Source organism: Arthrobacter sp. R3-55, assembly GCF_054161505.1.
In genome coordinates this window covers 3,422,966-3,440,976 of record NZ_CP096423.1, presented here as the reverse complement: position 1 = coordinate 3,440,976, position 18,011 = coordinate 3,422,966, and the positions used below count along the sequence as shown (strand labels likewise).

17 protein-coding genes are annotated in these 18,011 nt (G+C 62.4%); 12 read left to right on the top strand and 5 right to left on the bottom strand.

All coding sequences use genetic code 11. The features are described 5' to 3' along the window. Positions 1 to 15 precede the first annotated feature (15 nt). On the top strand, positions 16 to 1,317 hold the full coding sequence (locus M1D51_RS15765; RefSeq protein WP_172323853.1) for an ABC transporter substrate-binding protein: 1,302 nt from the start codon (positions 16 to 18) through the stop codon (positions 1,315 to 1,317). Positions 1,318 to 1,395: 78 nt separating this feature from the next. Here the strand turns inward: M1D51_RS15765 and M1D51_RS15760 are convergent, their stop codons facing one another. The 5 genes from M1D51_RS15760 to sdhC all read right to left on the bottom strand — a co-directional run bounded on the left by M1D51_RS15760 (position 1,396) and on the right by sdhC (position 5,782). Then, complete coding sequence (locus M1D51_RS15760) at positions 1,396 to 2,172, bottom strand: alpha/beta hydrolase (RefSeq protein ID WP_172323854.1); 777 nt, start codon at positions 2,170 to 2,172, stop codon at positions 1,396 to 1,398. Positions 2,173 to 2,286: 114 nt separating this feature from the next. Next, positions 2,287 to 3,069, bottom strand: coding sequence for a succinate dehydrogenase iron-sulfur subunit (locus M1D51_RS15755; protein ID WP_026542862.1), 783 nt, complete (start codon positions 3,067 to 3,069; stop codon positions 2,287 to 2,289). Continuing rightward, positions 3,069 to 4,868, bottom strand: coding sequence for a succinate dehydrogenase flavoprotein subunit (sdhA, locus tag M1D51_RS15750; protein ID WP_026547511.1), 1,800 nt, complete (start codon positions 4,866 to 4,868; stop codon positions 3,069 to 3,071). Before sdhA ends, M1D51_RS15755 begins: the two co-directional genes overlap by 1 nt. 98 nt (positions 4,869 to 4,966) lie before the next feature. Next, positions 4,967 to 5,443 carry a succinate dehydrogenase hydrophobic membrane anchor subunit gene (locus M1D51_RS15745; RefSeq protein ID WP_172323855.1) on the bottom strand — a complete coding sequence of 159 codons (477 nt, stop codon included), beginning with the start codon at positions 5,441 to 5,443 and terminating at the stop codon, positions 4,967 to 4,969. Between the two features lie 3 nt (positions 5,444 to 5,446). After that, a complete protein-coding gene (gene sdhC / locus M1D51_RS15740; protein WP_231343329.1) occupies positions 5,447 to 5,782 on the bottom strand; it encodes a succinate dehydrogenase, cytochrome b556 subunit in 336 nt (111 codons plus the stop codon). 334 nt (positions 5,783 to 6,116) lie between these two features. On the opposite strand from sdhC, the gene M1D51_RS15735 reads away from it, so the two are divergent. From M1D51_RS15735 to M1D51_RS15685, 11 genes are all read left to right on the top strand, one after another. Then, on the top strand, positions 6,117 to 7,214 hold the full coding sequence (locus tag M1D51_RS15735; RefSeq protein WP_216659886.1) for a mannose-1-phosphate guanylyltransferase: 1,098 nt from the start codon (positions 6,117 to 6,119) through the stop codon (positions 7,212 to 7,214). Positions 7,215 to 7,325: 111 nt separating this feature from the next. Then, positions 7,326 to 8,531, top strand: coding sequence for an amidohydrolase (locus M1D51_RS15730; RefSeq protein ID WP_024820064.1), 1,206 nt, complete (start codon positions 7,326 to 7,328; stop codon positions 8,529 to 8,531). A gap of 140 nt (positions 8,532 to 8,671) precedes the next feature. Then, positions 8,672 to 9,106, top strand: a complete 435-nt coding sequence (locus M1D51_RS15725; RefSeq protein ID WP_172323857.1) for a MarR family winged helix-turn-helix transcriptional regulator — start codon at positions 8,672 to 8,674, stop codon at positions 9,104 to 9,106. 54 nt (positions 9,107 to 9,160) lie between these two features. Beyond that, entirely contained in the window at positions 9,161 to 9,592 is a 432-nt protein-coding gene (locus tag M1D51_RS15720; RefSeq protein ID WP_026542856.1) for an organic hydroperoxide resistance protein, read from the top strand. Continuing rightward, positions 9,589 to 10,602 carry an NADP-dependent oxidoreductase gene (locus tag M1D51_RS15715; RefSeq protein WP_458107146.1) on the top strand — a complete coding sequence of 338 codons (1,014 nt, stop codon included), beginning with the start codon at positions 9,589 to 9,591 and terminating at the stop codon, positions 10,600 to 10,602. Before M1D51_RS15720 ends, M1D51_RS15715 begins: the two co-directional genes overlap by 4 nt. A 246-nt stretch (positions 10,603 to 10,848) precedes the next feature. Beyond that, positions 10,849 to 11,955: a BMP family lipoprotein gene (locus M1D51_RS15710; RefSeq protein ID WP_458107145.1), complete on the top strand. Its 1,107-nt coding sequence runs from the start codon at positions 10,849 to 10,851 to the stop codon at positions 11,953 to 11,955. 135 nt (positions 11,956 to 12,090) lie between these two features. Beyond that, on the top strand, positions 12,091 to 13,611 hold the full coding sequence (locus M1D51_RS15705; protein ID WP_458107144.1) for an ABC transporter ATP-binding protein: 1,521 nt from the start codon (positions 12,091 to 12,093) through the stop codon (positions 13,609 to 13,611). After that, complete coding sequence (locus M1D51_RS15700; protein WP_458107143.1) at positions 13,601 to 14,941, top strand: ABC transporter permease; 1,341 nt, start codon at positions 13,601 to 13,603, stop codon at positions 14,939 to 14,941. Before M1D51_RS15705 ends, M1D51_RS15700 begins: the two co-directional genes overlap by 11 nt. Further along, positions 14,938 to 16,227 carry an ABC transporter permease gene (locus M1D51_RS15695; protein WP_458107142.1) on the top strand — a complete coding sequence of 430 codons (1,290 nt, stop codon included), beginning with the start codon at positions 14,938 to 14,940 and terminating at the stop codon, positions 16,225 to 16,227. Before M1D51_RS15700 ends, M1D51_RS15695 begins: the two co-directional genes overlap by 4 nt. 2 nt (positions 16,228 to 16,229) lie before the next feature. Then, entirely contained in the window at positions 16,230 to 16,634 is a 405-nt protein-coding gene (locus tag M1D51_RS15690) for a cytidine deaminase (RefSeq protein ID WP_172323160.1), read from the top strand. After that, positions 16,631 to 17,941 carry a thymidine phosphorylase gene (locus tag M1D51_RS15685; RefSeq protein ID WP_458107141.1) on the top strand — a complete coding sequence of 437 codons (1,311 nt, stop codon included), beginning with the start codon at positions 16,631 to 16,633 and terminating at the stop codon, positions 17,939 to 17,941. The genes M1D51_RS15690 and M1D51_RS15685 overlap by 4 nt, the downstream gene beginning before the upstream one ends. Positions 17,942 to 18,011 lie beyond the last annotated feature (70 nt).

The window sequence follows — 18,011 nt, the reverse complement described above, 5'->3', positions numbered from 1 at the left end:
AAAGAAGCTTACCCAATGACGAGTAAATCCCTCCGGCGCATCCGGAAATCCATAGCTTTTGCGGCAGTTGTCAGCATGCTCGGCCTCACTGCAGCCTGTTCCGGCACATCCTCCAACCAACCCGAAGACGGGCCCGTGGAGATCCGCTTCTCATGGTGGGGCAATGCCACCCGTGCGGACCTGACCAACAAGGCCATCAAGGAGTTCGAGGCTGCCAACCCCAACATCAAGGTGAAGCCCGAGTACGGTGACATCGGCGGTTACTTCGACAAACTGGCTACCCAGGTAGCAGCCAACGACGCCCCCGACGTCATTACCATGGGTGGTGCGTACCCGGCTGAATACGCCAACCGCGGCGCCCTCCTGGACCTCTCCAAGGTGGAGGGTTCGCTGGATCTGTCCAAGATGGACCAGGGAGCCTTGGAAAACGGGCAGGTCCAAGGCAAGCAGTACGGCGTCTCCACGGGCGCCAACGCCTTGGCCATCGTGGTGAACCCTGCCGTGTTCCAAGCTGCGGGTGTGGCCCTGCCGGACGACAGCACCTGGTCCTGGGACGACTTCGCCAAGACCGCGGCTGACATCACGGACAAGAGCCCCAAGGGAACCTACGGCACGGCGACAGTCCTGACGCACGATTCCCTGGACGCCTTCGCCCGCCAACGCGGCAAGTCTCTCTACACCCAGGACGGCCAGCTGGGCCTGGATAAGGACACCGTGCAGGACTACTTTGACTTCTCACTGAAGCTCAGCGAGTCCGGCGCCGCTCCGAGCGCTTCGGAGACCGTGGAGAAACTGAACGTCAGCACGGAACAAACCCTCATGGGTATGGGGCAGGCCGGCATGATGCTGACGTGGACCAACTCACTGACCGCCCTGAGCAAAGCCTCGGGCACGGAGTTGAAATTGCTCAAACTTCCGGGGGAGAAGCCCACGCCCGGGATCTGGCTGCAGTCCTCGCAGTTCTACACCATCTCAGCCCGGAGCAAGCACACAGATGCCGCAGCCAAGCTGGTCAGCTTCCTCATCAACAATGAGGCCGCCGCAAAGATCATCCAGAGCGACCGCGGAGTGCCCAGCAACTCGGGCATGCGAACAGCCATCCAGGACCTCCTGACACCCCAGGGCAAGGCGGAGGCGGCCTATATCGACCAGATCGGCAAGATGGAGTTCGCGCCAACATTCATCGGTCCCACCGGATCCACGGCGGTTTCCGAGATCACCGCCCGCGTCAACACCGATGTCCTGTTCAAGCGGCTGAGCCCGGAGAAAGCGGCCGAGCAGTGGCTGAGTGAGAGCAAAGCCGCTATCGGCAAATAGGACCAACTAGGTGACAGCAAATGCCCTACTGAGGCGTCAGTGGAACGTTTGCTGTTACCTACTTGGGTGCAACGGCACTTAGACGGCGTCGGGGACTTCCAGGTACGGGTCCGCCCAGGCACTGATGATGCGCGCAACCCGTGCTGCCTGGCCCTTACCCGTGAGGAGGTGCTCACTGCCTTCCAAGGAGATGAAACTGCGTGGGTGCCGGGCAGTACGGAAGATTTCACTGGCGTTGTCGATCCCCACGGTGTTGTCGGTGGGGGAGTGCATCACCATCAGGGGCTTGTGGAGGGTTCGGATGCAGTCGCGCAGATCCGCGCGTTCCACGTCCTCCACAAAGTGGCGGCGGACCTCCATGGGCCGGCCGCCGAGGTCCACCACGGCACTGCCATCGCGCAGGATGTCTTCCATCTCGGTGTCGAACATGTGCTCAACATGCTTGGGTTCGTAGGGCGCTGCAACGGTCACCACGGCGTTAAGGCCTGGAACGTCGCGGGCTGCGGCGAGCACTGCCGCACCGCCGAACGAGTGGCCCACCAGCAAGGAGATTGCCCGGCCTTGTTCCCGCATGAACTCCGCGGCCAGGACGGTGTCGGCCACTTTGACGCTGAAGGACCCGGCCGACCATTCGCCCGCGGATCCGCCCAGGCCGAGGTTGTCGAAACGCAGCATCCCCACGCCCTGCTCCGCGAGTCCCTTGCAGATGCGGGATGCTGCGGGGCTGTCTTTGCCGAGGGTCAGCCCGTGCGAGTACAGGCCCCAGCCGCGGATGGGCCCCTCGGGCACGTCCACGATGCCTGCCAGGGCGTCGCCGGTGCTACCCGTGAAGCTGATCTTTTCAGAGCGTGACACGCTGATCTCCTTGCGTTGCGGAGCCGGTTGCGGCAGTTGATTAACGACGACGGCGCCCCTCACCATCAGTGGTGAGTGGCGCCGTCGTCGTGTGTTCTTGTGGTGAAACGCGAACTAGATCTTGCGGGACAAGATGGCCTGCTTGACCTCTGCGATTGCCTGGGTCACCTGGATGCCACGAGGGCAGGCTTCCGAACAGTTGAAAGTGGTGCGGCAGCGCCACACGCCTTCCTTGTCGTTGAGGATCTCAAGGCGCATGTCGCCGGCATCATCACGGGAATCGAAGATGAAGCGGTGTGCGTTGACGATCGCCGCAGGACCAAAGTACTGGCCATCGGTCCAGAAGACCGGGCAGGACGAGGTGCACGCGGCGCACAGGATGCACTTGGTGGTGTCGTCAAAGCGCTCACGGTCTTCGACGGACTGCAGGCGTTCCTTTGTGGGCTCGTGGCCCTTGTTGATCAGGAACGGCATGACTTCACGGAAGGACTGGAAGAACGGCTCCATGTCCACGATCAGGTCCTTCTCCACGGGGAGGCCCTTGATCGGTTCGACGGTGATGGGCTTGGTGGTGTCCAGGTCCTTCAGCAGCGTCTTGCAGGCGAGGCGGTTGCGGCCGTTGATGCGCATGGCATCGGAACCGCAAACACCGTGGGCGCAGGAGCGACGGAAGGAAACGCTGCCGTCAATCTCCCACTTGACCTTGTGGAGGGCATCCAACACACGGTCCGTGCCGTACATGGTCAGCTTGTAGTCGTCCCAACGTGCTTCGTCCGAGATTTCGGGATCGTAGCGACGCACACGCAGCGTGATGTGGAACGTGGGGATTTCACCGTCGCCGGCAACGCTTGCCGGGAGCTCGATCTTGGAAGCGGGCTCTGCCATTTCGGTCGTCATTAGTACTTACGCTCCATCGGCTCGTAACGGGTGAAGATGACGGGCTTCGTCTCAAGACGGATGCCCGCGACGGATTCCGCCGAGGAATCGACGGTGACGGAAGTGTCCAGGTAAGCCATGGAGTGCTTCATGAACTTCTCGTCGTTGCGGTCCGGGAAGTCCTCGCGGTAGTGGCCGCCGCGTGACTCTTCACGGTGCAGTGCACCAACGGTCATGACCTTGGCCATGTCCAGGAGGAAGCCCAGTTCCACGGCTTCCAGGAGGTCCAGGTTGAAGCGCTTGCCCTTGTCCTGAACGGTAACGTGCTTGTACCGCTCTTCGAAGGAAGCGATGTCGCGAAGGACCTGCTCCAGGGATTCCTTGGTGCGGAACACCTGCATGTTGGCGTCCATGGTGTCCTGCAGTTCCTTGCGGATCTGTGCAACACGCTCGGTGCCGTTACCCGTAAGGAGGCCATTGAGGATGCCACGGGTCATTGCCTCGGGGTCCTCCGGCAGCTCGACGTAGTCGGCTGTCTTGGAGTACTCCGCAGCAGCGATGCCTGCACGCTTGCCGAAGACGTTGATGTCCAGGAGGGAGTTGGTGCCGAGGCGGTTGGAGCCGTGCACGGAAACGCAGGCAACCTCACCGGCGGCGTAGAGGCCCGGCACGATCGTGTCGTTGTCCTGCAGCACCTCGGTGGTGATGTTGGTGGGGATGCCGCCCATGGCGTAGTGCGCAGTGGGGAACACCGGAACCGGATCCGTGAACGGTTCCACACCCAGGTAGGTGCGGGCGAACTCGGTGATGTCCGGAAGCTTGGCTTCGATGTGCGCCGGCTCAAGGTGGGTCAGGTCCAGGAGGACGTAATCCTTGTTGGGGCCACAACCGCGGCCTTCACGCACTTCGTTCGCCATGGCGCGGGCCACGATGTCGCGGGGTGCGAGGTCCTTGATGGTGGGGGCGTAGCGCTCCATGAAGCGCTCACCCTCCGAGTTACGCAGGATGGCACCTTCACCACGTGCACCCTCGGTGAGGAGGATGCCCAGGCCGGCGAGGCCGGTCGGGTGGAACTGGAAGAACTCCATGTCTTCCAGGGGGATGCCGCGGCGGAAAGCGATGCCCATGCCGTCGCCCGTGAGGGTGTGGGCGTTGGACGTGGTCTTGAAGACCTTGCCCGCGCCGCCGGAAGCGAACACCACGGACTTGGCCTGGAAGACGTGGAGCTCACCGGAAGCGAGGTCGTAGGAGACCACGCCGGCAACGCGCTTCTGCTTGTACGGGGTGCCGTCTTCGCGTACTGCGTCTTCTTCGACGATCAGCAGGTCCAGGACGTAGTACTCGTTGTAGAACTCAACGTTGTGCTTGACGCAGTTTTGGTACAGGGTCTGCAGGATCATGTGACCTGTACGGTCGGCTGCATAGCAAGCACGGCGGACAGGAGCCTTGCCGTGATCGCGGGTGTGGCCACCGAAGCGGCGCTGGTCAATGCGGCCTTCGGGTGTGCGGTTGAACGGCAGACCCATCTTCTCCAGGTCCAGCACGGCGTCAATGGCTTCCTTCGCCATGACCTCGGCTGCGTCCTGGTCAACCAGGTAGTCGCCACCCTTGATGGTGTCAAAGGTGTGCCATTCCCAGTTGTCTTCTTCGACGTTGGCCAGTGCTGCACACATTCCACCCTGGGCCGCACCTGTGTGCGAGCGGGTGGGGTAGAGCTTGGTCAGTACCGCGGTGCGTGCGCGCTGACCGGACTCGATCGCGGCGCGCATGCCGGCGCCACCTGCACCGACAATGACGACGTCGTACTTATGGACCTGCATACCAGATGCTCTCTCTTTCAAAAATTCAGATGGTCGGCGGAGGCTGCTCCGCTACGTCAGGCGAGCCGGTTCACTCCAGGGAGCTGCCGGCAACGCTGCTACGGGGCCGGGCAGAATCCGCCAGGAAGCTGAACGCCGTCAACAACGGGGCACGGGTTGAAGGTGAAGATCACCAGCGTGCCCAGGATGATGATGACCAGGGTGGCCGCGTAGAGGACCATCTTGAGCCAGAAGCGCGTGGAATCCTTCTCGGCGTAGTCGTTGATGATGGTGCGTACGCCGTTGGTTCCGTGCAGCATGGCAAGCCACAGCATGGCGAGATCCCAGAACTGCCAGAACGGATCGGCCCACTTGCCGGCAACAAAGCCGAAGTCGATCGCGTGAATGCCTTCGCCTACCAGCAGGTTCACGAAGAGGTGGCCGAAGATCAGCACCACCAGGACGATGCCGGACAGACGCATGAAGAGCCAGGCGATCATCTCGAAGTTGCCACGGCTGGAACCATTGCGGCTGTACTTCGGAGCGATCTTCCCGGCACCGATTTTTCCGCTGCGTGGGGATTCAATGGTTGTCATGGCTTAGTGGCCTCCCAGCGCGAGGGAAAGGTGGCGGATGGCGAAGCCGGCGAACGTGACCAGCCACAGCGCAAGTACGATCCACAGCATCTGGCGCTGGTACTTGGCGCCCTTTTTCCAGAAGTCGATGGCAATCACGCGCAGGCCGTTGAAGGCGTGGAAGATGATCGCAGCGACCAGGCCCGTTTCCCCCAGGGCCATGAGGGGGTTCTTGTAAGCACCAATAACGGCCGTGTAGGCCTCAGGGGACACGCGCACCAATGAGGTGTCCAGCACATGGACCAACAAGAAGAAAAAGATCACTACACCGGTAATACGGTGTCCAACCCAGGACCACATGCCTTCACGGCCGCGGTACAAGGTGCCAGCTGGTTTTGTCGGCACTGATTAAACCTTCCTGCAACACAGCGGCGCTGGCATGGGATCCACGCGGGGGGAACGCCTGCTGCGAGAGCACTCGTAGCTCACGCCTAAATCTAGGCTTCGCTCACAGCATATTCAATTTAGGACGGGCTTCTCTCCTTGTTAATTCCATGTTTCGTGCCAGTATTCAGGCGATTTTGCCCACTTCCTGAGACGAACACCACATGCGTGGCGTACTGCGGGGCTTCGCGCTTGCGTCGGATAAAGTGTTGCGGTGAGTACAGAAGACGCGAAATACCCGGAATCGCCCATGAACCGCTTCCATGCGGTTATTCCGGCAGGCGGTGTGGGGACCCGGTTGTGGCCGCTCTCGCGGGCCGCTGCGCCCAAGTTCCTCCATGACCTGACCGGTTCGGGCAGCACCTTGTTGAGGGCCACCTATGATCGCTTGGAGCCCCTGGCCGGCGAACGGGTGCTTGTTGTGACGGGTGAGGCACACCGTGCCGCCGTCTGCCGGCAGCTTCCCGAGGTCGGGGACGACGAACTGGTGCTCGAAAGCGAGCCCAAGGACTCCGGCGCTGCGATCGGACTGGCCGCTGCCATCCTGTACCGCCGCGATCCGGAAACCATCATGGGCTCCTTTGCCGCGGACCAGGTCATCAGCCCGGACCATCTTTTCCAGGAAACGGTGCGCGAGGCGATCTACACCGCCGCAATGGGCAAGATCGTGACCATCGGCATCAAGCCCACGCACCCCTCCACAGGCTTCGGCTACATCCGTTCAGGTGCCGCCCTCCACGTCGAAGGCGCCCCGAATGCGCTGGCAGTGGCGGAGTTCGTTGAGAAGCCCAGCCAGGAAGTTGCCAACAAATACGTAGAAGCCGGCGATTACGTCTGGAACGCCGGCATGTTCGTAGCTCCCGTGGCGCTCATGCTCAAGCACCTTGAAGCGAACCAGCCCGAATTGTTCAAGGGCCTTCAGGAAATCGCCGAAGCCTGGGATACGCCGCAACGCGCCGAAGTCACCGCGCGGGTATGGCCCACGCTGCCCAAGATTGCCATTGACTACGCCGTGGCAGAGCCGGCAGCGGCAGCCGGCGATGTCGCCGTCGTGCCTGGTACTTTCCGTTGGGACGACGTAGGCGACTTCGCCGCGATCGGCCGCCTCAACAATGCCGGCGACGTGGACGAGGTGACAGTGCTCGGTGAAGGCGCCCGTGTCTTCGCGGAGAATGCCAGCGGCGTGGTGGTCTCCGATACCAAGCGTGTCATCGCGCTGATCGGTATCAAGGATGTGGTCATCGTGGACACTCCGGACGCGCTCCTGGTCACCACCAAGGAGCACGCTCAACTGGTCAAGGGCACCGTTGACGCCCTCAAGGCCAGTGGCGATACGGACGTGTTGTAACAGCCTCCGCTTATACCGTGAGCCACCTCTTTGGTTGTCCTGCGTCTGAACGCAGCGTAACCAAGAGGTGGCTTTCGTTCTTTGGGTGCCACGCATGGCTAGAGTTGTGACGTGCGCAATTACACCACTGAAACAGAGCCCGCTCCCGTTGTGAGTCCCTGGGTTGATGAGCTGCTTCCCGGGCTCATCGAATTCCGGCGTGACCTGCACGCGCACCCTGAGCTGTCCTTCAAGGAATTCCGCACTACGGACAAGCTCGTGGAGCGGCTTGAAGCTGCCGGGCTGAAGCCGCGGCGCCTGGAGGAGACCGGGCTGACGGTTGACGTGGGCGAGGGTCCCATTGCCACCGCCCTTCGGGGAGACATCGACGCGCTGCCGATCATTGAAGAAACCGGCCTGCCGTTCGCTTCGAAGAACCACGGCGTGACGCATGCCTGCGGGCATGATGTCCACACCACAGCCATGCTCGGCATCGCCTTGACGCTGCAGCGGATGCACAAGAACAATCCGCTCGGCGGCACGGTCCGGATCATCTTCCAGCCCGCTGAGGAAACCATGCCGGGCGGCGCGCTGTCCTGCATCGAGCAGGGAGTGCTTGAGGGTGTCCCGCGGATCCTGGCGCTGCACTGCGATCCCCGGATCAACGTGGGCCAGATCGGCACCCGCATCGGGGCGATCACCTCGGCCTCGGACACCATCAAAATCGAGCTTTCCGGCCGGGGCGGCCACACGTCCAGGCCTCACCTGACTGAAGATCTGGTGTTTGCGCTGGCGCAGATTGCGGTCAACGTTCCAGCTGTTCTTTCCCGGCGCGTGGATGTCCGCAGTGGCGTGTCCGTTGTGTGGGGCCAGATTTCCGCGGGTTCCGCACCCAATGCCATCCCGGGCTCCGGCTACATGGCCGGCACCATGCGCTGCCTGGATCGCGATGCCTGGCACAGCGCGGGGGAGTTGCTGGACGACGTCGTCCGGCAGGTTGCCGCGCCCTATGGCGTGGACGTCCACCTGGAACACACCCGTGGCGTGCCGCCTGTGGTCAACTCCGAGCATGAGACGGCGCTTATTGAAGCCTCCGCCCGCGCTGAGCTGGGTGAGAACGCAGTGGTCCTCACTCCGCAGTCCATGGGTGGCGAGGACTTCGCCTGGTTCCTGGCAGACCTCCCCGGCGCCATGATGCGCCTGGGTACGCACACTCCCGGCGGCGAGGAGTACGACCTCCATCGCGGTGACTTCATTGTTGACGAACGCGCCCTCGGATACGCCATCCGCGTCTTGACCGCAGCTGCCCTGCGCACCATCCGCGACCTCGAACAGTAGATCCAACTGAACAGTAAACCCACCTGAGTCGCATGTGAGCGCGTTCTGAGCTGTCATAACGCGCTTAACTGCGACTCAGTTGGGCACGGTCATGCGTGGATGAGTTGTGCACAATTGAATTGTGCACTATCGTTTTATTCATGAGTGATGCACCCCGCCTCCGCCACCAGGTCTGCTTTGCGCTGTACTCGGCGTCCAAAGCCGCGACGGCGGTCTACCGCCCCGTCCTGGAGGACCTTGGCCTGACGTACCCGCAGTACCTGGTGATGCTGGTGTTGTGGGAGCAGGAGCCGCGGAGCGTCCGCGACCTTGGTGCCGAGCTGGGCCTGGATTCAGGCACGTTGTCACCTCTCCTGAAGCGCCTTGAGGGCCTGGGCCTGGTGGAACGCCGCCGCTCATCCGAGGATGAGCGGCGCGTGGACGTTGTGCTGACCGACGCCGGGACCGCACTGAGTGCCCGCGCCCAGGCCGTTCCCCAGCGCCTCGCTGACGCTGCTGGCCTGTCCGCCGGAGAGATCGAACAACTCCACGCCACGCTCGGAAAGCTCACCACGGCCTTGAACAGCTCACTCTGACAGACTCCCGGAAAATCCCGAGACATCCATTCCCCGAAGAGAAACGGAAGCACCATGAAGACTCTCTACACCGCTGAGGCACTTGCCTCCGGCGAAGGCCGCGATGGCAACGCCCGCACCAATGACGGCAAACTGGATGTAGCACTCGCCAGCCCCGTGGAACTCGGTGGCAACGGTGAAGGAACCAACCCGGAGCAGCTTTTCGCCGCCGGCTACGCAGCCTGCTTCCACTCCGCCCTGCGCCTGGTGGGCCGCAAGGAACGTGTTGACCTCAGCGACTCCGCAGTTGCTGCCAAAATCCACTTCGGTGCACTGACTGACAGCGAAGGCTACGGCCTGGCTGCCGAACTCGAGATCGCCCTGCCTGCGCTGGACCGCAGCACCGCCGAAGAGCTGATGGCCAAAGCGCACCAGATCTGCCCCTACTCCAACGCCACCCGCGGCAACATGGCCGTTGACCTCAAGCTCGTGGAGTTCGCAGCATGAGCGCCGTCGTCACCGAAACCCGCGAAATCCAGCTCGCCTCCCGTCCGGTGGGGCGACCCACGGAGGAGAACTTCCGGTTGGCATCGGCGCAGCTCCCGGAGCTCGCCGAGGGTCAGGTCCTGGTGAAGAACCAGTTCATGTCCGTGGACCCCTACATGCGTGGCCGCATGAACGACGTCAAGTCCTACTCGGCGCCGTTCCGCCTCGATGCAGCGCTCGACGGCGGTGCGGTAGGTGAGGTGATCGCGTCCCGGTCCGACGCGCACAAGGTGGGTGACGTCGTCGTGCATCAACTGGGGTGGCGCGAACACGCGGTGGTTGATGCCGCGGCAACCACTCCCGTGCCGAAGGGGCTGGCGCCGACGTCCGCGTTCCTTGGCGCACTTGGCATGACCGGCCTGACCGCCTATGCAGGGCTGCTGAAGGTTGCTGAGTTCAAGGAAGGCGACGTGGTATTCGTCTCCGGAGCCGCTGGTGCCGTTGGCTCCATGGTGGGCCAGATCGCCAAGGCAATGGGCGCCTCAAAGGTGATCGGCAGTGCGGGATCGCCGGAGAAGGTTGCCCGCCTGCTGGAGCTCGGTTTCGACGCCGCCTTCAACTACAACGACGCCCCGGTACTCGAGCAGCTCAAGGATGCGGCGGGGGAGCGCGGCATCGACGTGTACTTCGACAACGTCGGCGGCGAGCACCTGGAAGCAGCTTTGGCCACCCTGACCGTCGGCGGCCGCGTCGCCATGTGCGGTGCCATTGCCCAGTACAACTCCACCGAGCCCCCGGTTGCGCCCAGGAACCTGGCCGTGGCCATCGGCAAGCAGCTCACCCTCCGTGGATTCCTGGTGGGCGGCCAGCGCCAACACGCCCCGGAATTCGCGCAGAAGATGGCCGGCTGGCTCGCCGATGGGTCTGTCAGCTATGACGAAACGATCGTTGACGGGCTGGAGAATGCACCGCAGGCCTTCATCGACCTCCTGGACGGGGCGAACACCGGAAAGATGCTGGTCCGCCTTTAATCCACAGGTGAATCGCGTGTGACTTGCACACCCAGCTACTGCTTGGTAACAAAAGGTCAACAATCTGACTTGGAGGGATCATTTGTGGTAGCTGGGTGTGTTCCAGGCCACTAGTGTTGGTGTCATCAATGCGCTTCGGCGCAGCTGCGAGCATCAGTGAAAACAGAATTTCTGCCCTCAGGTATAGGAAACGGACACTCATTGACCATCCGTCGTAGCGCCAATCACTTTCTTCCTGGAGGAAAATTGAAGAAACCACTGCGTGCCACCCTGAAGCGCGGTTCAATGGCCGGTGTTGCCACCCTCGGCGCAGCAGCGCTCCTGCTGACCAGCTGTGGACAGGCCCCCGATGCCGGCTCCGGCACCGCTACCAAGAGCGACTTCCTTGGATGCATCGTTTCGGACTCCGGTGGATTCGATGACCAGTCCTTCAACCAGTCCTCGTACGAGGGCCTCAAGAAGGCTGAAACGGACCTCGGCATCGAGGTCAGGTCGGCTGAATCGAAGGCAAACAGCGATTTCGAGACCAACCTCAACGGCATGATCTCCGCCGGCTGCAACCTGACGGTCACCGTCGGCTTCCTCTTGGGCGACGCCACCAAGGCTGCTGCCGAGAAGAACACGGACAAGCACTTCGCGATCGTCGACTACTCCTACGAGACTCCGATCGCCAACGTCAAGCCGATCGTCTATGACACGGCGCAGGCAGCATACCTGGCCGGATACGCAGCTGCCGCAACGTCCAAGACCGGCAAGGTAGGTACCTTCGGCGGTATCAAGATCCCCACCGTCACCATCTTCATGGACGGTTTCTACGACGGCGTCCAGGCCTACAACAAGGCCAAGAACAAGTCCGTCCAGGTTGTTGGCTGGGACAAGAACACCAAGGACGGATCCTTCACGGGCGACTTCGATAAGCAGGACACCGGCAAGCAGGTCACCATCAACCTGCTGGACCAGGGCGCGGACATCATCATGCCCGTAGCCGGACCGGTTGGTAAGGGCGCAGGCGCTGCGCTGAAGGAAGCCAAGGCTGCCGGCAAGGACGTCAAGCTCATCTGGGTCGACTCCGATGGCTACCTCACCGCTCCTGAGTACAAGGACCTGATGCTGACCTCCGTGGTCAAGCAGATGGGCGAGGCCGTAGAAGCCGTGGTGAAGGATGACAAGGAAGGCAAGTTCAACAACGAAGCCTACGTTGGCACGTTGGAGAACGACGGCGTTGCTATCGCCCCCTTCCACGATCTGGACTCCGCGGTCTCTGCCGAAACGAAGTCTGAACTCGATGCCCTGAAGGCGGACATTGTCTCCGGCAAGCTGGTTGTTGAGTCGGAAGCCAGCCCCAAGAAGTAAAGCAATTCCCGGACGCGCCGCCAGTACCGAGCCCCGGTACTGGCGGCGCGTTTTTGCCCTGACTACGCTGGGCCTCAAAGCCAGTGGCTTTGGAGCAGTACAGCCGTCCCTCGGACTCACAGAACGGTGGGAGTTGTGAAACTCGAATTGAAGGGGATCTCGAAAGCCTTCGGGACCTTCTACGCCAACCAAGACATCGACCTCGTGGTCGAATCCGGCCAGATCCATTGCCTCCTCGGCGAAAATGGTGCCGGCAAATCAACCCTCATGAACGTCCTCTACGGACTGTACGAACCTACCGCCGGCCAGATCCTGGTAGATGACCAACCGGTCAGTTTCCGTGGCCCCGGTGACGCGATGGCGGCCGGCATCGGCATGGTGCACCAGCACTTCATGCTGGTTCCCGTCTTCACAGTGGCTGAGAACGTGGCCCTCGGCGCTGAGCCCACCACGTTTGGAGGCGTTCTCAGCATCGAAGAAACCCGGAAGAAGATCCGGGAGATTTCGGACAAGTATGGCTTCGACGTTGATCCCGACGCACTGGTCGAAGACCTCCCCGTGGGCGTCCAGCAGCGCGTCGAGATCATCAAAGCGCTGGTGCGTGAAGCCAAAGTCCTGATTTTGGACGAGCCAACGGCCGTGCTGACGCCCCAGGAAACCGATGAACTCCTGGACATCATGCGTCAACTCAAAGCCGGCGGCACCTCCATCGTCTTCATCTCGCACAAGCTGCGTGAAGTGAAAGCAGTCTCGGACGTCATCACCGTCATCCGCCGCGGCAAGGTAGTGGGAGATGCTCCGCCTACTGCATCAGCTACGGAACTGGCCTCCATGATGGTGGGCCGTCCCGTCAGCCTGAGCTTGAACAAGGCCCCTGCACAACCGAAGGAAACCACGTTCGTGGTGGAGGACCTGACGGTCCGCGCAGCCAACGGCACCAACGTGGTGGACGGCATCAGTTTCGACATCGCCCAAGGCGAGATCCTCGCCGTCGCCGGTGTCCAAGGCAATGGCCAGACGGAACTGACCGAAGCGATCCTCGGCATCCAGGATCATGTGACCGGTTCGGTGACACTGGATGGCAAGCAACTGCTGGGACTTTCCGTCAAGGAAGTCCTGCGCTCGGGGGTTGGCTTCGTGCCGGAGGACCGCTCAGTGGACGGCTTGGTTGGTCCCTTCTCCGTGGCAGAGAACCTGGTCCTGGATCTCTATGACCAGGCACCCTTTGCCAGCGGCATCAGCATGAAGCCGGCCAAGGTGTCCGAGCATGCGAAAACCAAAATTGAGGAGTTCGACATCCGGACGCCCTCCGCGGCGTCGGCTGCCGGAACGTTGTCCGGCGGCAATCAGCAGAAAGTGGTCATGGCCAGGGAACTGTCCCGGCCCCTGCGGTTGTTCATTGCCAGCCAGCCCACACGTGGCGTGGACGTCGGTTCCATCGAGTTCCTGCACAAACGGATTGTTGCCGAGCGCGATGTCGGAACGCCGGTCATGATCGTTTCCACGGAACTTGACGAGGTCATTGAACTCGCAGACAGGATCGCCGTGCTCTACAAGGGCAAGCTGGTGGGTATTGTCCCCGGCGGGACGTCACGGGACACGCTCGGTTTGATGATGGCCGGCGTCGGCCCGGAAGGAGGCTCCGATGACAACTAACGACGAGTCCAAAAAGGCCCGGACACCCGAGGAATCCACCTCCGAAGTCCGTGCAGCAGACGTGGCGCTGGACACCGCTGGAGGGACGCTTGAACCCTCCATTGTGCCCGTCTCCTCGCAAAGCGGGGATCCGGGCCACCAGCAAGGCAGCGTCCTGCGCAGGATCGTGATGGGCAACGGCTTTGTCTCTGTCCTGGCTGTCCTGGTAGCACTGTTCCTGGGTGGACTGCTGATCGCCAGCACCGACACCCAGGTGGCCAAAACGGCGGGCTACCTCTTTGCCCGGCCCACGGATTTCCTGAACGCTTTGTGGTCAGCCATGACCGAGAGCTATGTTGCCCTCTTCCAAGGCTCCGTGTTCAGTCCACGTGAAGGCTTCAAGCCCTTGCTCGAAACCATGACCGTGGCAACGCCCTTGATCTGTGCCGGCCTTGGCGTTGCCCTGGCCTTCCGTGCCGGACTGTTCAACATTGGTGCGCAGGGCCAGATCATCATTAGCGCCACGCTGGCCGCCTACGTAGGTTTCACCTGGCACCTGCCGTTCGGCCTGCACTTGCTGGTGGTCATCATCATGGGTGTCCTGGGCGGCGCCGTATGGGGCGGGATCGTGGGCATCCTCAAAGCGCGGACCGGTGCGCATGAGGTCATCGTGACCATCATGCTGAACTATGTGGCACTGTTCCTGCTGGACTTCCTGCTCAATACTGCTGCCTTCCGCCGGCCCGGCGACAGCAGCCCCATTTCACCGCGCCTGGATGAATCGGCGACGTATCCGGTACTCATCCCCGGATCCCGGCTCCACCTGGGTTTCCTGGTGGCCATAGCACTGACCTTCGGAGTGTGGTGGCTGCTGAACAGGTCCACCATCGGCTTTGAGTTCCGTGCCGTTGGCGCCAACCCCGTCGCGGCCCGGACTGCGGGCGTCAACGTACCGCGCGCAACCATCCTGGTGATGGCTTTGGCCGGAGCCCTGGCTGCCTTTGGCGGCGTGGCGCAAGTGGCCGGCACCGAGAAGGTGCTGACCGGCGGCGTCGCTGCCCAGATCGGCTTCGACGCCATCACAGTTGCACTGCTGGGACGCAGTACACCCTGGGGAACTTTCTTTGCCGGCCTCCTGTTCGGAGCTTTCCGTGCAGGGGCAGTGCAGATGCAGATCCAGACGGGAACACCCATCGATATTGTGCTGGTGGTGCAGTCCCTGATCGTCCTCTTCATCGCCGCGCCGCCGCTGATCAGGTCGATCTTCCGGCTTGAGCCGAAGAAGAAGAACAAGACACCGAAAGCGGCTCCCAAGGCTGCCCTCGTCAACGCCTCCGGAGGTGCCAAATGAGCGCGACAACCACCGCTCCGAAGCCGGGTTCAACGGCCCTGCCGGCCTTCCGGCCGTCCATGAAAGTTCCGCTCACCCTCGGCATCCTGGCCCTCATAGCCTTGGTTTTCTTCGGCTTCCTGGGCCCGGACCAAACTGCGGAGATGAAGATCAGCGACGCCGGTGACGCAGTCGCCGTTCCTGCACTCATGATTCCGGGGCAGGTGGGCGGGGTGGTCTTCGGAATTCTGCTCCTTGCCATGGCTGCCTATTCCATCTACCTCTGGACACAGGGTGAGCGCTCGCCCAAGTGGCTTCCCATCGCCTTTGCCGTGGTGTTTGTGTTCGCGTTGCTCGTGTGGATCGTCGCAGGCGCCCGCCAGCCCTCCATCTCCCTTGCCGGCCTGGTTGCCGGCTCGGTGACCCTGGCGGTGCCGTTGGTCTTTGGCTCGCTCTCCGGCGTATTGTGCGAGCGGGTGGGCGTGGTCAACATCGCCATTGAGGGTCAGCTCCTGGGCGGCGCTTTCACTGCAGCGCTGGTGGCCACCATGACGGGCAGCCCTTACATCGGCCTGATTGCAGCCGCTGCAGCCGGTGCCGCTGTCTCCATGGTTTTGGCGGTCTTCAGCATCAAGTACCTGGTCAACCAGATCATTGTGGGCGTTGTGCTCAATGTGCTGGTGTCGGGCCTCACCGGTTTCCTCTACGGCACCTTGATGGTGCCCAACAAGGAGCAGTTCAATACTCCGGGGCGCCTGGACATCCTGCCGATCCCGTTGTTGTCGGACATCCCGATCATCGGGCCCATCCTGTTTGAGCAGTCCATTGCCGGCTACCTCATGTACGTTGCCGTAGCCGTGGTGTGGTTCGGCCTGTTCAAGACGCGCTGGGGCCTGCGGGTCCGCGCCGTGGGCGAACACCCGCAGGCTGCTGACACGCTGGGCATCAACGTCAACGCCACCCGCTTCTGGAATGTCACCCTGGGTGGCGCCATTGCAGGCATCGGCGGCGCGGTGTTCACCTTGGTGACCATCGACTCCTTCACAAAGGACATTTCCGGCGGCCGCGGCTTCATCGCCCTGGCAGCGTTGATCTTTGGCCGGTGGAACCCGATCGGCGCCTTCCTCGCATCGCTCCTGTTCGGCTTCGCTTACAACCTGCAGTCCATCCTGGGCATCATTGGTACTCCGGTGCCCAGCCAGTTCATGGCCATGCTGCCGTATCTGGTGACCATCTTCGCCGTCGCCGGTTTGGTGGGTAAGTCACGGGGACCGGCCGCCAGCGGCATACCTTATGTGAAGGGTTGACGATGCCTGCGAATGACATTGATTGGCAGGCACTCGAAGCGGCGGCAAAGCAGGCCATGCAGCGGGCCTACGCGCCATATTCCAAGTTCCCGGTGGGGGCTGCGGCCCTCACCGAGGACGGCCGGATCATCAGCGGCTGCAACGTGGAGAACGCCAGTTACGGGCTGACCCTGTGTGCTGAATGCGCTTTAGTGGGCCAGCTCCACATGACGGGAGGCGGCAGGCTTGCCGCGTTCTACTGCGTGGACGGCCAGGGGAACATCCTCATGCCGTGCGGACGCTGCCGCCAGCTCCTGTACGAATTCCGGGCACCGGGAATGCAGCTCATGACAACTCAAGGAATCAAATCCATGGACCAGGTGCTACCTGACGCCTTCGGTCCTGAACACCTGGAGGAAACCTCGTGACAAGCACTGAAGCGTTCGACGCCGTCCAGATCATTTCCATCAAGCGGGACAAGGGCACACTGACTCCCGAGCAGATCGACTGGACCATCGATGCCTATACCCGCGGTGTGATTGCCGAGGAGCAGATGGCCGCGCTGAATATGGCCATCCTCCTCAACGGGATGGACCGCTCCGAGATCTCGCGGTGGACCGCCGCGATGATCGCCTCGGGGGAGCGGATGGACTTTTCGTCCCTGACAAGGCCCGACGGCGGCCGGAAGGCTACCAGCGACAAGCACTCCACCGGGGGTGTCGGGGACAAGATCACGCTGCCGCTGGCGCCGCTGGTGGCCGTGTTCGGCGTCGCCGTTCCGCAGCTTTCGGGGCGCGGACTCGGCCACACCGGCGGAACCCTGGACAAGCTCGAGGCCATCCCCGGGTGGCGGGCCAACCTGAGCAATGAAGAAATCATGGCGCAGCTTCAGGACGTGGGAGCGGTGATCTGTGCCGCGGGTTCAGGGCTGGCACCTGCGGACAAGAAGCTCTACGCCCTGCGCGATGTCACAGGAACCGTGGAAGCCATTCCATTGATTGCCTCATCCATCATGAGCAAGAAGATCGCCGAAGGAACGGGCTCTCTGGTCCTGGACGTCAAAGTGGGTTCGGGTGCCTTCATGAAGGATAAAGCCCGGGCCCGGGAGCTTGCCGAGACCATGGTGGCCTTGGGCAAGGACGCCGGCGTGCACACTGTTGCGCTGATCACGGACATGTCCACGCCCCTGGGGCTGACTGCCGGAAACGCCATTGAGGTGGAGGAATCGGTAGAGGTCCTTGCCGGCGGCGGTCCGGAAGACGTCGTCGAACTGACCGTCCGGCTCGCTGAGGAGATGCTGGCCGGTGCCGGCATCCACGACGCCGATCCCGCCGCTGCGTTGAAGGACGGGCGGGCCATGGATGTCTGGAACCGGATGATCGAGGCACAGGGTGGCGACCCCCGTGCTGCACTTCCGGTGGCCAAGGAATCCGAGGTTATCTACGCTCCCGCTGACGGGGTCCTGATGGAACTGGATGCGCTTTCCGTGGGTGTTGCTGCATGGCGTTTGGGCGCGGGGCGGGCCCGCAAGGAGGACCAGGTCCAGGCCGGTGCAGGTGTCCGCTTGCACGCCAAACCGGGCGCACTGGTTCGGGCGGGGGAGCCGCTGATGACACTTCTGACGGACACTCCGGAGAAGTTCGAGCGGGCCAAGGAAGCGCTCCAGGATGCCGTGGTGATCGCACCGGAAGGTTCACGTCCGGCGCATCAGCTCATCATCGACCGCATCGCCTAGGCTTAAGTGTTCCGGGCTGTTCGCCAAGAGCAGCCCGGGACACCAGTCATCCGGCGCCTGTGGGGGAGCC

Excerpts from the sequence above, each read along its gene's own strand:
- sdhA (WP_026547511.1), bottom strand. The coding sequence starts at position 4,868 with ATGCAGGTCCATAAGTACGACGTCGTCATTGTCGGTGCAGGTGGCGCC.
- sdhC (WP_231343329.1), bottom strand. The coding sequence starts at position 5,782 with ATGTGGTCCTGGGTTGGACACCGTATTACCGGTGTAGTGATCTTTTTC.
- M1D51_RS15725 (WP_172323857.1), top strand. The coding sequence starts at position 8,672 with ATGAGTGATGCACCCCGCCTCCGCCACCAGGTCTGCTTTGCGCTGTAC.
- M1D51_RS15755 (WP_026542862.1), bottom strand. The coding sequence starts at position 3,069 with ATGACGACCGAAATGGCAGAGCCCGCTTCCAAGATCGAGCTCCCGGCA.
- M1D51_RS15735 (WP_216659886.1), top strand. The coding sequence starts at position 6,117 with ATGAACCGCTTCCATGCGGTTATTCCGGCAGGCGGTGTGGGGACCCGG.
- M1D51_RS15690 (WP_172323160.1), top strand. The coding sequence starts at position 16,230 with ATGCCTGCGAATGACATTGATTGGCAGGCACTCGAAGCGGCGGCAAAG.
- M1D51_RS15715 (WP_458107146.1), top strand. The coding sequence starts at position 9,589 with ATGAGCGCCGTCGTCACCGAAACCCGCGAAATCCAGCTCGCCTCCCGT.
- M1D51_RS15745 (WP_172323855.1), bottom strand. The coding sequence starts at position 5,443 with ATGACAACCATTGAATCCCCACGCAGCGGAAAAATCGGTGCCGGGAAG.
- M1D51_RS15765 (WP_172323853.1), top strand. The coding sequence starts at position 16 with ATGACGAGTAAATCCCTCCGGCGCATCCGGAAATCCATAGCTTTTGCG.
- M1D51_RS15720 (WP_026542856.1), top strand. The coding sequence starts at position 9,161 with ATGAAGACTCTCTACACCGCTGAGGCACTTGCCTCCGGCGAAGGCCGC.
- M1D51_RS15695 (WP_458107142.1), top strand. The coding sequence starts at position 14,938 with ATGAGCGCGACAACCACCGCTCCGAAGCCGGGTTCAACGGCCCTGCCG.
- M1D51_RS15700 (WP_458107143.1), top strand. The coding sequence starts at position 13,601 with ATGACAACTAACGACGAGTCCAAAAAGGCCCGGACACCCGAGGAATCC.